This is a genomic window from Mesorhizobium humile (genome assembly GCF_033977215.1).
Classification (GTDB): domain Bacteria; phylum Pseudomonadota; class Alphaproteobacteria; order Rhizobiales; family Rhizobiaceae; genus Mesorhizobium; species Mesorhizobium humile.
On sequence record NZ_JAVIIV010000016.1, the window covers coordinates 56,638 to 71,790 of the forward strand.

Annotated in this window: 10 protein-coding genes, 1 tRNA gene and 1 pseudogene; 5 read left to right on the top strand and 7 right to left on the bottom strand. The window is 57.6% G+C overall.

The annotated features are described in order from the left end of the window. Window positions 1-94 precede the first annotated feature (94 nt). Window positions 95-170, top strand: a tRNA-Ile gene (locus RFM52_RS22350). Between the two features lie 143 nt (window positions 171-313). Here the strand turns inward: RFM52_RS22350 and RFM52_RS22355 are convergent. The 5 genes and pseudogenes from RFM52_RS22355 to RFM52_RS22375 form a co-directional block, all read right to left on the bottom strand. Beyond that, window positions 314-1,366: pseudogene (locus RFM52_RS22355) on the bottom strand (tyrosine-type recombinase/integrase); the annotation flags it as partial. Window positions 1,367-1,381: 15 nt separating this feature from the next. Next, the gene (locus RFM52_RS22360; protein WP_320293513.1) at window positions 1,382-1,627 is read right to left on the bottom strand and encodes a hypothetical protein; all 246 of its coding nucleotides are present in this window, start codon (window positions 1,625-1,627) and stop codon (window positions 1,382-1,384) included. A 473-nt stretch (window positions 1,628-2,100) separates the two neighbouring features. Further along, window positions 2,101-3,153, bottom strand: coding sequence for a CBASS cGAMP-activated phospholipase (locus RFM52_RS22365; protein WP_320293514.1), 1,053 nt, complete (start codon window positions 3,151-3,153; stop codon window positions 2,101-2,103). Beyond that, window positions 3,150-3,599: a type II CBASS E2 protein gene (locus tag RFM52_RS22370; RefSeq protein WP_320293515.1), complete on the bottom strand. Its 450-nt coding sequence runs from the start codon at window positions 3,597-3,599 to the stop codon at window positions 3,150-3,152. Before RFM52_RS22370 ends, RFM52_RS22365 begins: the two co-directional genes overlap by 4 nt. Before the next feature lies 1 nt (window position 3,600). Beyond that, window positions 3,601-4,860 (bottom strand): nucleotidyltransferase domain-containing protein, encoded by a 1,260-nt coding sequence (locus RFM52_RS22375; RefSeq protein WP_320293516.1) that lies wholly within the window; start codon window positions 4,858-4,860, stop codon window positions 3,601-3,603. A gap of 214 nt (window positions 4,861-5,074) precedes the next feature. On the opposite strand from RFM52_RS22375, the gene RFM52_RS22380 reads away from it, so the two are divergent. The 4 genes from RFM52_RS22380 to RFM52_RS22395 all read left to right on the top strand — a co-directional run bounded on the left by RFM52_RS22380 (window position 5,075) and on the right by RFM52_RS22395 (window position 10,877). Continuing rightward, the gene (locus RFM52_RS22380; RefSeq protein WP_292316533.1) at window positions 5,075-5,395 is read left to right on the top strand and encodes a helix-turn-helix domain-containing protein; all 321 of its coding nucleotides are present in this window, start codon (window positions 5,075-5,077) and stop codon (window positions 5,393-5,395) included. Beyond that, the gene (locus RFM52_RS22385) at window positions 5,392-6,315 is read left to right on the top strand and encodes an ImmA/IrrE family metallo-endopeptidase (RefSeq protein ID WP_320293517.1); all 924 of its coding nucleotides are present in this window, start codon (window positions 5,392-5,394) and stop codon (window positions 6,313-6,315) included. Before RFM52_RS22380 ends, RFM52_RS22385 begins: the two co-directional genes overlap by 4 nt. Window positions 6,316-6,422: 107 nt before the next feature. Then, complete coding sequence (locus RFM52_RS22390; protein ID WP_320293518.1) at window positions 6,423-9,836, top strand: type ISP restriction/modification enzyme; 3,414 nt, start codon at window positions 6,423-6,425, stop codon at window positions 9,834-9,836. Window positions 9,837-9,956: 120 nt separating this feature from the next. Further along, complete coding sequence (locus RFM52_RS22395; RefSeq protein WP_320293519.1) at window positions 9,957-10,877, top strand: HNH endonuclease; 921 nt, start codon at window positions 9,957-9,959, stop codon at window positions 10,875-10,877. 620 nt (window positions 10,878-11,497) lie between these two features. Here RFM52_RS22395 and RFM52_RS22400 read toward each other — a convergent pair. Then, entirely contained in the window at window positions 11,498-12,850 is a 1,353-nt protein-coding gene (locus RFM52_RS22400) for a hypothetical protein (protein WP_320293520.1), read from the bottom strand. A 900-nt stretch (window positions 12,851-13,750) separates the two neighbouring features. After that, window positions 13,751-15,034 (bottom strand): HEPN/Toprim-associated domain-containing protein, encoded by a 1,284-nt coding sequence (locus RFM52_RS22405; RefSeq protein WP_320293521.1) that lies wholly within the window; start codon window positions 15,032-15,034, stop codon window positions 13,751-13,753. Between the last annotated feature and the right edge of the window lie 119 nt (window positions 15,035-15,153).

The following is a 15,153-nucleotide window of genomic DNA, read 5'->3' on the forward strand; positions in this document are numbered from 1 at the left end:
CTACGCAGCGAATATGGGCTGATTTTGACGGTTCCCGCCAGAACCTTTGAAAGCCTTGTGCAGACGAGCGAAAAACACTAAGCCAGCCCGCGTGGGGCCTGTAGCTCAATGGTTAGAGCCGGCGGCTCATAACCGCTTGGTTGGGGGTTCGAGTCCCTCCGGGCCCACCATTATCGTTATTTATCAATGGCTTACGGGTAGGTTCGCCAACAGGTTCGCCAAAAGGTTCGCCAACCATCGGCTTGCGGGTCACCAGCCGCACGACTCGATCCATGCCTTGCACCGCCAGACGAACCTGGGATGCCTCGCGCGAATAGAGTTCTGCGTGTTCAATGTCGTCGTGACCGAGCACGTCCATAAGCTGCCTAGTCGAGGCCTCTGCCTCGGCGAGATAGACGCCAAGTGACTTTCTTAGTCCGTGCAACGTCAGGCCTTTCGGAAGCCCCGCGAGCTTGCACCAATGCGCCATCGTCCCGGTCAGGGATTTGGCGGAGAACCGCTCGCCATAGGCGGTCACCAGCACGGTTTCGCCGCGCTTGTCGGCTGCATCGAGGATCTCGGCTAGCATCGGCGTTATGGGCACGAAAAGCCGCTTGCCCCCGGTCCTGTTCTTGTTCTTTGCCTGGATGATGTCGAAGCCGTCGAACTGACGTTCTTCGCCATCGATCATGACCCTGCGTGTGACCCTCTGATCCCATCGCAAATCGGCGACATCACCGCGACGATTGCCCAGCCAAAGCGCGAGGCCGTAGCAGGTGCGTGCGGCCGTCCCGATCGCCCACCGCCGCTCAAACTTCTGCATTGCTTCGCTTGGCCAAGCTTTCCAGCCGGTGTAGGCAGGACGCCATTCCACGGCCGCTGTCGGGTCTACTTCGATCCAATCCAGCCGCATCGCGACGTTGACAAGCTTGCGTATCGCGACCAGCAGATGCTTCGCCTTGTGCGGCGTTGCGATGAAGCGACCCAGGAGCTCTTCGACATGGACGCGCCGAAGGTTCTTCACAGGCACATCCCGCCACGTAAGCGGGTGGTCCTGGACAACCCTCAGCCCCAGAAATTCCTCGATCAGACGGCTGTTCTTTAATTTCGTGCTCTCGTCATGGGCAAGCCACTTGACCGAGGCCTTCAATCGCTGCTCAGCCGAACCGAAAGTGCCCGGCAACGCGGCCCCGGGCATCGTTACAACCGGCGCTTTGCGGACTTTTCGGCCCTCGACCGCGGCCTGATAGGCTTCCTCGAATGCTGGCTCATTTGGGGCCGGCAGCGACACTAGGCGTCCGTTGGCGCGGTAGCGCCAGCGCGTCGTTCCATGCCGATCCTTGTAGGAGGATAGGCCCGGATATTTGTCTCTCAGACGCCGTTCCATCAAGGAACCAGACTATTATCCACGATGATTCCCTTGCAAGAGAAAGTCGACAATATTTTCGTCATCGTCACCGGAAAGATCGGTAAACGCTGCCTCCAGTTTGAGGCGATCCCAGACCACACGACTATCTATTTTCTTTGGCTTCGGCATGCGTCTGTCGGCAACCATTTGGTCGAATTTTGTTACTCCGACGCCAACGTATCGTGCTGCTTCCTCGCGCGACAGGCCACGCGGAGGGTAGGAGATGACGTCGCACTTCATTGCCTTGATCCTCGAGCAGGGCAGGCGGCGTGCACGGCGCTAGTCCAAGCACTATGCCATCCGCGGGTATCTCGTTCCAAATAGTCGGAGGCCGGGATGTGGGGAAGGCTCATGTTTGGCTTGGCTTGTAGTGGTGCTATCCCGACGTGCAAACAGGACACTCTGGCGCAGCGAGACGCAGTCAGAGGTGGCCGCTCTTGCGGGTGCGGAGAGGATGTCTCGGTCTTGAAATTGGTGCGGTTGATGATGGTATGCCCGGGCGAACGTCTCAAGCGAAGCCAAGGCGGCGAACATTGCTGTTAGTCGCATCCGACGCACGGCTAGAGGACTCGCCCACTACCACGACATGGCCGCGATGGTTCGACGAACGCTTGCTTCCGTTCGATAGCATTCTCATCCGTCCGAAATCACTTCAGGATGCCGTCAAGGGCGCCTGCGAAGGCACGGACCAACTGAGCTGGAATGGAACGCAGCTAACCTGAAGCCTGGGCCGGGACGACGGGGCAGGTCTCGAAGACGTCGGCGCCATCTTCCAGGAACAGGTTCTGGACATGGTGCCCTGAGCCTTCCACGAGACTACGCGCAACGAGAGGCAACTCGCGCAGCGAACGGGCAACATCATCAAGGGCGATTGGCTTGTCGCTCTCTGGAACGTCGATCCTGACCACGTTGTTCTTGCCCAGCAGCAGATAGGCCTGACCGAGCGCGTTCTTGGACTGTGCCCGGGCGGCAGCATTGAAGCTCCGCATGAAGGCCCACTCCATGGCTCCTCCAGATCGCGCTTTCTCGTCGACGGTGAAGGTCGCTTCACCGGTGCCCAGGCTCAAGACGCGGACATTCTCGCGCGGGACGTCAAAGCAGGCGAGCGCATCTACGACGGCATTCATGACAGGATTGTTCGCCCAGATTCCGCCATCGATCATGATGTAGCCGTCGTCATCCACTCCGGGATAGTAGGATGGCGCAGCGGTCGTGTGCAGCGCGACATGGGCGAACTTCTTGTGCCGATCCTTCTGATAGTCCGGGTGATGCGGTGTCTTATATAGGAACGGCTCTCCGTGGCGACCTTCGAAGCTGGGTATCACCAGGCGCTTGGCTGAAGAATCGAGCACCATGTCGCCGAAGATGCGAAGCAGTTCGTCTTTCAGAACATTCTGGTCATGCTTGGGCTTGAACACCCAACGGACCGCGCGGGCCCACTTGCTGACGCCGGAACGGGGAGGAAATATGCGGTCACCTCGCTCGAGATAAATGTCCAATGCTTGGCTGGCCGTCATTCCGCGGCCGAGCGCAAGCGCAATGATGCCTCCCGTGGAAGTGCCGGCGATCATGTCGAAATTATTGGCGATGGACGCTCCACCAAGGAACCGCTTCTCGATCTCTGCAAGGTAGGCGGCGGGGAAGACCCCCCGAATTCCGCCACCGTCAATCGACAGGATTCTGAACAGGCGGTCCTTAGGCCAGGCGAGCTTTTTGCGCGCATGCTGAATGGTCCCATCTGACCGACGAGGGGGCATGTAGGTCATTGTGCATTCTCCGTTGAGATCGGCACCGAATCACCGGCGTGGCGGCCGCCACCGGTCCATTTGCCGGTCATCAGCCAAAGTTCGTAACAAGTTAGCCAATCGAGGGTCCAAAGAACGATGGTGTGCGCCAGTGCCATGGATGCATCCCATTCACCTGTCCGCGGATCGAAAAGGCAAAGCGTCGGGTCGTTTGACGGTGGGTAAACATGGGGGAGTTCTCCTTCCTCGTTGCCTGGTAGGCGAACAAGGATCGGAGCGAGCACCCTGACCTGAGGCATCGAACCGATCTGATAGCGAATCTCGATCGTGTACCAGCAGTGTTGCGCGCGAACCCGCCCCACCCATCGTGCCGACCGGAGTCGGCGATCAATGTTGCGTGGAGCGAGTTCGGGCCAGGTCGCCTTCATCGCGGCGATCTGCTCCTCAAGAGGAAGGAGCTGCGCCATGTCAGATTTTCTTTCCGAAGAAAGTATGTGGCTTTGCTGCCGCGACGGTCGGGGCGGCGACGGATGTGGCGGCCGTGCCGGTGATGATCGAGGGTTTCGGGAGGACCAGCCCGCCCCGGCGGCCGTAGAGCTGCTGCGACTTCTGAATTGCGCCTCCGACCTCGGCAGCGATATTTTCTGCCGCGCGTGTCACGACGCGGTCTCCGAAAATGCGCCTCAGCCATTCCATCATGTCGTCGGGGAACATCTCGCCCTGACGCATCTTTTCCAGGCCGTCGACTAGCGCGCGAAGATGACGGGCGAATTCGTTTTGCTGATCGACCGACTCCGGCCAGCGGTCCGTGAACACGTCGTCGTCGCAGACAGGGTTGGCGACGTGGAGGTTCTTTCCGTAGAGAGATGCGTTCTCAATGTCAGCGATGATCCACTTTGAGATGCGGATCACCATGGCTGAAAGTGCCGTGTTCGGCTGGGCCGCCCTTCCGGCATAGAAGGAAAGCATCACCGATGGTGGGATGCGCCCCGCATATCCGGCATAAATGATGTTGCGGAACCGTTTGATCAGCTGAAGTGCAAGTGTAGCGGTGTTCTTGACGACAAAGTCGGCTTGATCGGGAACATCGTCCACCTCGGCCTCCGCGCGAAACCGCAACCCGTCGAGATCGCGCCACCGACGATGAAACTCCTCTGCCATCCGGGCTTCGACCGGCGTCCTGGCGTGATACCACTCGGCGAAGCCATAGGCATTCATGTCCACAAAACGGTCAGCGGCCGACGGCTGCGGACCTTTGGCATGGGTGATGAAGCTCTCACGCTCCCGCGTTCCGAAATTCCGCAATGCCGGCGTCACGTCGAGATGCATCTTGTCGGCATAGTAGAGCGTCACACAGCGGGTCTGCCTGCGGATACGCTGGACAGGATAGTCGGCGAGCGCCTTCTCGAGCTCTTTCAGGATATCGAGGGGCGTCATCGACCGGAACCGGCCGCCGAGCTGCGACACGACATCGAGATCATACTCGTCGTCGGTGCCACGATTGGAAATAGTGGCGTCGATCGCCATAGATCCTTGCGGATAAAAGTGCTCGATCTGATCCCTGAAAGCCACCGTATCCTCAAGAAAGGTCCTGACCGCTTCGTAGCGGCCCGCTGCCTTGTCGTGCAGCGAGGGCGGGAGCTGGATGCTTAGCGCGATTTCGGCGAGGATACGGTCGAGAGGATCGTCAAACGGGTTGAGACCGTTAAAGGCAAACTGCGTAGTCAAGTTTCTTCTCCATCCCGGGACTCAGTCCCGATTGATCGTTGATCGTCATGTTGTCCTCCCTCTAAGTCGGTAGTGTCACTATGAACTAATTCAAAATGCCGCTACTCCGAACAAAGATGGGTAGCTTGAATGCCGCTGTCAAGGGCCCTACAGTATGCCTATTCCGAACTTGTGAATAACGGGGAGCCAGGAAGAACCACGGTGGTAAGCTGAAATGAAATTTGGTACTCGGATCAAAGACTTGCGGACGAGGCGAGGGCTTACGCTGGATCAGCTTGCCCAGGAGACTAATTCGTCGAAGAGCTACATCTGGGAGCTGGAGAACAAGAATCCGCCCCGCCCGTCGGCCGAAAAACTCGCTGCCATCGCCGCGGCATTGGGGGTGACGGTCGACTACCTTATCGGCACGGACGAGCAGACTCTGGAAAAGGCTGAGGACAAGGCATTCTTCCGCGAATACAGTAGTCTACCCGAAGAGACGCGACGTCAGCTTCGGGAAATGGCCAAGATCCTTGGAACGAAGAAGGGCAAATGACAGAGCCGAACCGGCCGCGGCCGTTGAGAGAGGCTACTCGCATCACCCAGATGCTCGATCTTGTCCTGGGTCCGGACCGGTTCGACCGCGGACCCATCGACGTTCGGCAACTGGCGCTTGAGTATTCAGCCCAGATCGAGCCCAATGGCCCCATTCACGAGGTCTCAGCACGAAACCTGACCGGTTGCGTTGGTGCACTTGTTTATAGTGAAGCCAGGCCTCGCCAATGGGCGATACTGTACAACACCGACCAGTCGTCCGGTCGGCGTGCTTTCACGATCGGGCACGAGCTTGGACACTACGTGTTGCATAGAAAGCTGATTGAAGAGGATGACGCATACGATCACGGCATCTTCTGTGATGAGAACAGCGTCGTTCGCCGCGAAGGCTCAGGCATTGAGAAGGAGGCCGACGAATTTGCTGCAGCGCTCCTGATGCCGCTCCACGACTTTCGCAGGCAGCTTCCTGCAAAGAACCGTCCCGATTTCGAAATCCTAGGGCGCCTCGCAAAACGCTACGGCGTGTCGTTGACCGCGACGATTTTGCGTTGGCTCGAATACACAGAGACCAAGGCGATCATGGTCGTATCCAACGAAGGTTTCGCTCATTGGGCAAAGTCGAGTGGCCCGGCATTCAAGGCGGGGTGTTTCATTCGGACGAAGAACTCGGTCTTCGCATTGCCCCAGAGGGCCTTTGCAGCTCGGGGTGATTATTCGGATGTTGCGATTACCGGGACGATGCAGCCTGCCAATGTCTGGTTCCCTGATCCGGTCTATGAAATGTGCTTTCGATCCGATCGATACGACCAGGAAATCACCCTTTTGCATTTTGTGGGCGAAGGGCCGCGACAGCAAGCTGAAGAGGAAACTCCAGATACATTCGATAGATTCGTTGCCGCTGGCCAGCTTCCATATCGGTGACTGGCGACCAATAGCGGACCACATGCTGATCAGGCTGTGGGTGAATCAATCTTTGTTTACCAATATTGTGTTCAAATCTCTGCCCCGGGACTGGGTGGAGACAAAGAGTGCAGGAGCTTCGCGTTGCGCTTGAGGATTATGAGCGTCAAACGCGTGCGCTCGCTGCACAACCCGGCGTCACAGAAGAAAGCTACTATCCTTGGATCCGACAGCTTCTTTCGACGGCACTATCACATCTGAAATTTCCATTCGAAGTTCGCACCGGCACCAGTGAGCTTCGTCCAGATAGGGGGCGAGATCGGCCCGACTTCGTCCTCGCTGACGGAGCATTGATCGCCGCATACGGCGAAGCAAAAACTCCAAGTACTAGTATTCAAGAACTCGCTTTCTCGACAGACAGAAACGATCAGATTGGCCGATATCTCGCCCGTACGGGCGTAGTTCTTGTCTGCAACGTTGGCGAAATCGGCTTGGTGTTATGCCGCGCGGGCCATAGTCGTGGGTCGGATCGTGTGAAGCCCGGCGACCGGGAGCTGGTCCGAACAGCTTGTTTGTGGCCGGCCGGACGAGCCGGTCGCGAAACAAACGACCTGGTAGAATTGCTTCAAACTACTCTGCTGGATAGCGTGCCAATTGGAGAGCCGGCCACCCTTGCCCGTGTATTGGCGCTGCAGGCCAAAGCAGCGAAGGCAGCTCTGCCAAGCGATCTCCGCGGTCTCGAGACCCTTCTTGAGGACTACAAAGACGCATTGGGGCTTAGCTTCGACCTAGATGACGAGGAAGGTCGTGAGTTTTTCAGGTCGACGCTAATTCAGACGGCCTTCTACGGTCTGTTCGCGGCTTGGGCGCTATGGCAGCGCGAGCAGGACGGCACCAGTTTTGGTTGGGACCGGATAAACCGATATCTCAGGATTCCGTTCTTGGCGGGCCTGTTTCACGAATTCCGAAACCCGAGCCGCCTAAGGCATCTCGATCTGGAACGTCACCTTGACCGTGCAACTGACACATTGAATCGGGTGGAGCTCGAAGTCTTCCGTCAGCAGATGACCTTTCCGTCTTTGTCAGACGGAGACGTCGCCAGCGCCGCGATGACCTACTTCTATGAACCGTTTCTAGAAGCTTTCGATCCGGCGCTCAAGAAGACTATGGGAGTGTGGTACACGCCCCCCGAGATAGTTCGGTACCAGGTCCGGCGAGCACACGAACTCCTTAAGCAGGAACTTGGCTGTCCGCTCGGTTTGGCAGATGAAAACGTAGTTCTCCTCGATCCGTGTTGTGGGACTGGGGCCTATATTCTCGAAGCAGCACGTTGCATTGCCGAGGAACTCCGAACGACAGGCGAAGAAGGACTCGTCGGCCTCTCGCTGCTCAAGGCTCTAACAACCCGAATTTTTGGCTTTGAGGTTCTCACTGCACCGTTCGCGATCGCACAACTTCAGCTCTACGTGATGCTGAGTGATCTAAGAGCACCGCCGCCAAACGATCAGCGGCTTGGCATCTTTCTTACCAACGCTCTCACCGGATGGAACGACCGACGTCAGCTTCACCTCAACTTTCCGGAACTTCAGCAAGAATTCGAAGCTGCGCAATCGATCAAGCAAGATGCTGATATCGTTGTTATATTGGGCAATCCGCCCTATGACCGGCAGGCCGCAGTCAAGATGGAGGAGGAGGCCGGGCTGATCGATCACTACAAAGGGGTTACCTATATTGAACGAAGGCGACGCGACGGCATCACAGAGCTGGTGCAAGATCGAACGACATTGTTGTTTCGCCACTGGGGCGTGCGCAAACAACTGCTCAATGACCTCTACGTCAGGTTTTACAGACTGGCAGAACGGGAGATCGCTGAGGAGCGCGACTTCGGGCTGGTATCTCTGATCACAAATTCGTCCTGGCTAACCGGGCGTTCTCACCCAATCATGCGGGAGTCCCTGCTTTGTAACTTTCACGAAATCTGGATCGACAACCTGAACGGTGACAAATACCGAACCGGCAAAGTCATCCCCGCGGGAATCGCTGGTGCAGGCACTGCCGATCAAAGCGTTTTCACCACCGAGAATGACCCAAGAGGCATCCAGACAGGCGTTGCCATCGCAACGTTCCTCAAGAGAGGAGCCGAGCGCACTAAACCGGAAGAGACCGTTGTTCAATATCGAGATTTCTGGGGGAAGGCGGCCTCGAAACGTCGGCAATTGCTCTCTCCGGAAAGCGCAGCGCAATATCGTCGGCTAACGCCCACGAGGCAGAACCGTTGGCGGTTAGCGCCGCACGCACATGCCGCCGGTTATGAGGCGTGGCCAAGTCTAGAAGAGCTTTTCCCAATTCGCATGCAGGGAATAAATCCCAATAGGGGCATTACCGGCAGTCTCATTGACGTGAGTAAGAAGACTCTAACGGATCGCATTGCCGCATATGTCAAAGCCGAAAGTTTCGTAAACGCGTCGAGCGCCTGTCCCGGGCTGGCGATTCCGCGCGCCCGTTACGCCCCGGAGAAGGTCTGGAACAGCCTCCGGAAGCTGGGCTTCGACGAGAGTCGCGTTAAGCCTTATCTTCTGTTCCCGTTCGACCAGCGGTGGATCTACTATGAGGACAGACTCAAACTATTAAATGAGCCCCGGGAGACGCTCGGGGCCAATGTTGACTGTGAGTGCTTCCTGATCGCGGTGCCTGAACCGCGCAAAGTCTCGGAAGCAAGACCACTCTTTTCCCGGACGCTTCTAGATCTGCATGTTCATGACCGCGGATCGGTCGCCATTCCGGCTGTCGTTAGGATTGACGCCCTGACTGGAGGCCGTTTGGCCAATATGTCGCCAGAAATCTGGGCTTCGCTTCGCGAAGCTTGGGACAAGGCGGGGGGACTCGAAGCCCCCGATGCTCATCTCTGTGCAAACGAGTTGGTCCACATTTGTTTGGCGATCATGAACTCGCCCGCTTATCGCATGGAGCATGCGAGCGCTTTGGCGGCCGACTGGGCTCGGGTGCCAGTACCACAAAATCCGGCACTAGCTCGACAGGTGGGTGAATTGGGTCGTCTTGTCGCGGCCCTGATGGACTGTTCGACCGACGCATCGTCCGTGCTTCGTGAAATACTCGGCCGTGATAAGGTGGCCAGCATTGCAGCAATCCGGCGATCAGACGGTCAACCCATGAGCGCCGACGACCTTCGCGTCACCATTTCCTACTTTGGGGCGGCCCCGGGACGTTTCGTGCCAAGCGACGATGTTAGCGGAGAGCTTTGGATCAACAATGATGTATATCTAGCCAACGTTCCTATGATGGCATGGCGATATGAACTTGGGGGCTATCAAACCATCCGGAAATGGCTTGGCTATCGTCATGTCACTCGCCTCGAGGGGAGGCCTATGACGTTGGAGGAGCAGCGCTGGCTTCGGAACATGGTCCTTCGGCTAACCGCCCTTTCGGCTCTAGAAGCGCAGATGGACGAGTTGTATTCGGCCGCTTCCGAAGATGCGTTGATCTTTGGCAATGAGATACCCTCTATTCAGGCTGCTGAGTAGATCACTAAATTTTGGACAAGCGCTCATTGATGATGTCTCCACACTGCGTGCGCGGAGGCGATCACCGTCATGGTAGCTGCCTGATATTGCTTCAGTATCGTCTTTATTACATGATACCGCGTGCTCAAGATTTTCGTCGCTGTCACCGACAAGGACTGGTTCGATTTCCTGTCCGGTAGTCAACCGGACGAGGTGAATTTTTGGGCGCCAAGCGGGCGGACGAATTTCCGCGCCCTAAGGCCGGGAGAGCTTTTCCTCTTCAAACTCCATGCACCGATGAACTTCATCGTCGGCGGAGGTATCTTCTCGACTTCTTCGAGTCTCCCGCTTTCGCTTGCTTGGGAGGCGTTCGGCATGAATAACGGCGTCCGCAGTCTTCCTGAAATGCGTGAGCGCATTCGTCGGTATCGTCCAGATGATCCACTCAGTTCCCGCGTCGATCCGGTAATCGGATGTCGGATTCTCACGTCCCCGTTCTTTTGGCCTCGTGATCTCTGGCTTCCCATCCCCGCCAGCTGGAAATCCAATATCGTGGTGGGGCGTGGCTTTGACGCCAACGAAGACGAGGGTCGAGCGCTTTGGGAGGCAGTGTTTTCGCGTACTGCAAGTGCCATATCTCCCGCCGGCTGGGAACAGCCAGCGAAATACGGAGCTCCTACGCTGGTGAAGCCGCGGCTCGGGCAGGGTGCATTTCGCGTCATCGTGACTGACGCCTATGAGCGGCGCTGCGCCGTCAGCGGAGAAAGGACACTTCCAATTCTCGATGCGGCGCACATCCGCTCCTATGCTGACGGAGGGATGCACGAGGCTGCCAATGGTGTGCTACTGCGGACCGACATCCACAAACTGTTTGATCTTGGTTACGTGACGATCGACGAGAAGCGGCGATTTGTCGTTAGCGGCCGGCTGAAGGCGGATTTCGAAAACGGCAAGCACTACTATGATTTGCATGGCGATGCGCTCCGTGATCCCAGAAGTCCGGCAGCGCTTCCGTCACCGGCTGCACTACAATGGCACCGTGAAAACAGGTTCTTGGGATGAGCCGAGGCTGCTCAGATCTCCTCTCCGGAGGTGTGCTTAAGCCTGCCACCGACGGGGCGACAGATACTAGCTCCGCGCCAAGCGAAGCGGCCTCATCAGGTCGCCCGTCGGTGACACCCCTCCGATCGGCTCCGCCTCGCTCCGGCCCGTCACTGACGGAACTAACCTTCAACGGACATCATGAACCCGAAGGTGGGGCATTTTTCATGACGCAAACGGGCAGTTCCGGATGGCGTTTGACAACCCGTATCTGGGCCTCTAGCCGAGGTTTCTGGCGCTCCAACGCCAGAAGGATCGCTGACCAGTTCGGCCCGCTTGAAACCGATGCGGAGATAACATGCGGCTGTGACAGCCACATAATACCGGAAATTAGCGCGAGTCGCTTGGCTCTCGGGCAATTAGGGATTAAGTAAATGGTGCTAAGGAGTGATCATGTCTGATCTCAAAGAACGGTATGGGACTGCTACGCGGGCCGCCAAGGAGGCGATTAGGCAGCGCAAGGATACCCCGCGTTCGGCCGAAGAGCAGCGCGTTTTCGACGCATTTCGGAAGCAGGCCCGATCTGCCTACAGCGCACTAAAGCAAAAGTCGCTCACAAACCGAAATAACCGGACCGGTTCCTAACGGGCTTTTCCCGTGCCTAGCCATTTTGGCTTGGCAAGAGGATCTGCGGATATCCCCTCATAGCCTTTGAACACCCACCGGTGAGCGTTGGCGTCGTCCGATCGCCCATCCAATGTATGTTCAGTCTTAGTGTCGGCCTTAAGGACGAGATGGATGGCGTCACTGCTTCTTGGCAATTCGAGTCTTTGCACGCCGTGCGCCTCGTCTTTCCAAAGTCCGATCGCGCTGGATTGCGGGTATTTTTTCGCCTGGTTCTGACGCTCGATAAGTCCCAGCGAAGTGAAGGTTAGTACGGAAGACCCGGGGTCTTCCGCCAGTACCGTCGCATAGCGTGCGGGCCAACGGCCCTCAAGCTGCGGCCCATCCATCAATAGCGCGACGACCAAGTTGGGGCCAACCGCGCGCAGCACTGCCTGGCAAGGGTCGACCCTGGCTAAATCCTCACAAATCAGCGTCGTCAGGGACGTGCCGCCTCGGTAGACAAGCAGGTCCAGGCTACGGCCGAGCAAATTCAGATGTTCCCACCAACTGCGCGACGGTGGAAGCGCGCCTTCAATTTGGTAGTCCTTTATCTGGGGCTCGGTCAGCTTCCATCGGTGATGCTTCTCCCGAATTAGGAAAAGCTGATCCAGCCCACCGGTCAACTTGCCCTCGCCCACGAGGAAGAATGGGGCAATCGCAACGAAATTGCCTTCTCGCCCGTGGCGGTCGCTACTGATGCCGGAGATGAGGAAGTCAACGCCAGATTCCTCAGCTAAAGCACGCGCAAGTTGGCGAAATAGCGCCAGATCAAGCGATAACTCAGGCAAGACGACGCCATCGACCCGACGCTCGCCCTTCCGCGCGGCCCTGACCAGGTCCAGCACAAATACGACAAATGCTTTGCGGCCCTCGCTGTCCCCAATCGCTGGAAGCCATTGCTGCTCGACACCAAACCAACCCCATCGATTTCGTGCGTCACCCGCAGCTACGAACACTGAGGCATCAACCGCATACGGATAAGGTATCAGGAGCAGTCCGAGGTTCTGTGGCGCTGCACCGTCGGCCTCAAAAGGCGACGTCACCCAACTGGCGCGCACCGAGCCTTGCCCGGGCAGCATCGCGAGATGATGGCTAAGTGATCGCATCGTGCATCCGACCGCAGGAGTGCGGGATTTGGGTTGCACGCAAACGATGCTCGGATCCGCAGTCGATATCGTGGCTGGGCCGCTTTGGATTCGCCTGAATTCGCGACCGCTGATCACGTCACCTTCTGTGAACGCCTCGGCGACCGGTGCATAGAAAATGTTGTCTGCCACAAAGCCGACGTGCCGGCTGGCTTCATCTGAAATCATCAAGAGCTCGACCATGATAGGCCACCAAGAAGGACATAGTCCGTCGGGGGCCAAATTGGTGAATGCCAACTCTGACGAAAACGGCTGAAGGGCACGCCAAAGGTGGGTGATACGCGCAGGAACCGCCGGAAGATTGCCGGGAGGGACGGTTGACTCTCTCCAGCTTTTGCCGACGCGTATTGCCCGCGCTCGCATCCTGCCATCGACGATGATCTGCCTATCGGGGCTAGGAGCGCCCGACTCAGGGGCGACGTGATGATAGGCCCCGCTTGCCTCGAGAACATAGGCAGCAAATGCGAAAATATCGGCTGGCAGAACTGGCGCCTCGGCAAAGCCTAGAATCCGCCGAGACGCGTCAGGGAACAGAAGCTTAAAAGCTTCACCAAGAGTCAGCATAGCGCAAGGCCCCCGCAGCGTCTGTCGTGCTAGTTCTTAACCGTGATTCGGGTTAGTTGGAATCATGCATTGCATGGGACGAGTTCTGCGACGGACTGCTGCATGGCCCTCAGCAAGAAGCCGCCCAACTCGTTCGACCATAATATCGGCAACCTTGCGGCCTTTGCGCTGAACGGCGGGTGCCTTGGCGCCGTAATCCGATTGGAGACTAAGTGCAGCGTCGATACCGTAGATGCGCAATAACCCATCGATACCTGTGGAATGAAATGCTCGCACCAGGAAGTGCCGGACGGGAGTCTCGAAGGGGGTTGCAGGCACGGTGAGGTCGGCCCAAGTTTCGTCGTTGGCACAGCCCGTCAGTTCCGTTGCCGCGTCGGACAAATTCAAGTGAGCAGGCGTTCGACCTCGACGGTTTCGCCATGCGTCCGAATAAATCCGTGGAAGCCGAGTTAGAGTGCTCACTGATGGCGGCGCTACATTGCGAACAGGCCTCGGACAAAGGTCCCGATTCGTTCGACGCTAATGCGGAGCGACGGCGCTAAACAGCGACGCCTCAGCGACCAACGCCTCGAGCACCTGAATGAGCTTGGAAAGGTCATATTGGCCAGACGCCAGCCCTTTAGCATCCTGTTTCATGAAATGGCGGTCATACGATTCCTTGTGCTCCAGAGCGCCCTGCCACAACCGTATCTCCCGTTTGAAATTGCTCCAGATCACCCGCGCGGGCGGATAGTCGGGTAGATTGAGGTCGAGGTAGCATTCGATCGCGGCGGCGCGACCGTTGATATCGCAATTGCTGAGACCCTCCGGGCCGAGTGCTGGAAAGCTACGCAGCTCTTGGACGTCGGGCAAGACCATGCAGCGCAGGTTCGGCGGCATCTTCAACTCTTTGAGTTTGCCGTACGCATCGATCCCTTCCGCATCATTATCGAGGAGGAAGAGGACTTGGTTCTGGATGTCGATCCGCAACAGTCCTTCGGCAAATCGGACGAGATTGCCGGTGCCCCAGAAGTGATGCCGCTCGTCGCCGTCGATAAAGCGGAAGAAATCCGCCACGTCAGGGCGAAGAAGATCGAGGGCGCGGCGCAGGATGCGAGCATCTGACGCGCCTTCTGTTGCAATCAGGATAGTCTGTCCCCGACTTGCACCGGCAACAAAGGCCTCGCGGCTGACCCAACCCGCGTTCACAATATTGCCGAACTGCCACGTCACCTCGGCATCGGCATTCCGCGGGTCCTGGGCGAAGATCAACAGCATTGATGCGGCGCTGAGGATGCAGACTTTTGACGACAGGTAGCTCGCCTCAGACCAATACATGTCGGAGTTCTCGGTCCAAGGGATGCGCGCAAATCGCTCCGCATGATTTGCAAAGCGGCCCTGCGAAATGAGGTCACGGCCTTCGGTCTCGAATTCAACATAACCGTCAGCAAGGCTCATCAAAGGGAAGAGGTTGGCGAGAGCGCAGAATTCCTCGAACGTCAGGTGCTCCCGATGTTGTCCGCCGGATACTATTTGAGAGCCGGCCAAGACAGCCTCGTACTCCGACCTTGCGGTCTCCAGCGTATGTCCGAGGATCTCCAATCTCGGAACGAGCCGCGACAGCGGGCGGACGAAGGAAAGCTCGCTTTCCGCGAGATCGACTTCCTCCTCCGGATGATCGACATAGTAGTCGTAGTCTATGCCGTCGCACGGTCGACGCGCCAAATCCTGGCTCTGAAAAAGGTAGCCGTAGTCATTACCCATATTGTTCTTGGCATAGTCGAGGGAAACGCAGCCCACCTTCAACTCAATAGAAGTACCCATGACTTAAACCTTGCCCCTCTATCGGCTTCGTGAGATCCCGCTCCCACCAGTGGATAACGTCAGTCGATTTTCGAGCGCAGCCGCCGCCCAGCTCTGGCGTGCAGAATATCGAGAAGGGC

Excerpts from the sequence above, each read along its gene's own strand:
- RFM52_RS22380 (WP_292316533.1), top strand. The coding sequence starts at position 5,075 with ATGAAATTTGGTACTCGGATCAAAGACTTGCGGACGAGGCGAGGGCTT.
- RFM52_RS22370 (WP_320293515.1), bottom strand. The coding sequence starts at position 3,599 with ATGGCGCAGCTCCTTCCTCTTGAGGAGCAGATCGCCGCGATGAAGGCG.
- RFM52_RS22385 (WP_320293517.1), top strand. The coding sequence starts at position 5,392 with ATGACAGAGCCGAACCGGCCGCGGCCGTTGAGAGAGGCTACTCGCATC.
- RFM52_RS22365 (WP_320293514.1), bottom strand. The coding sequence starts at position 3,153 with ATGACCTACATGCCCCCTCGTCGGTCAGATGGGACCATTCAGCATGCG.
- RFM52_RS22400 (WP_320293520.1), bottom strand. The coding sequence starts at position 12,850 with ATGGTCGAGCTCTTGATGATTTCAGATGAAGCCAGCCGGCACGTCGGC.
- RFM52_RS22360 (WP_320293513.1), bottom strand. The coding sequence starts at position 1,627 with ATGAAGTGCGACGTCATCTCCTACCCTCCGCGTGGCCTGTCGCGCGAG.
- RFM52_RS22405 (WP_320293521.1), bottom strand. The coding sequence starts at position 15,034 with ATGGGTACTTCTATTGAGTTGAAGGTGGGCTGCGTTTCCCTCGACTAT.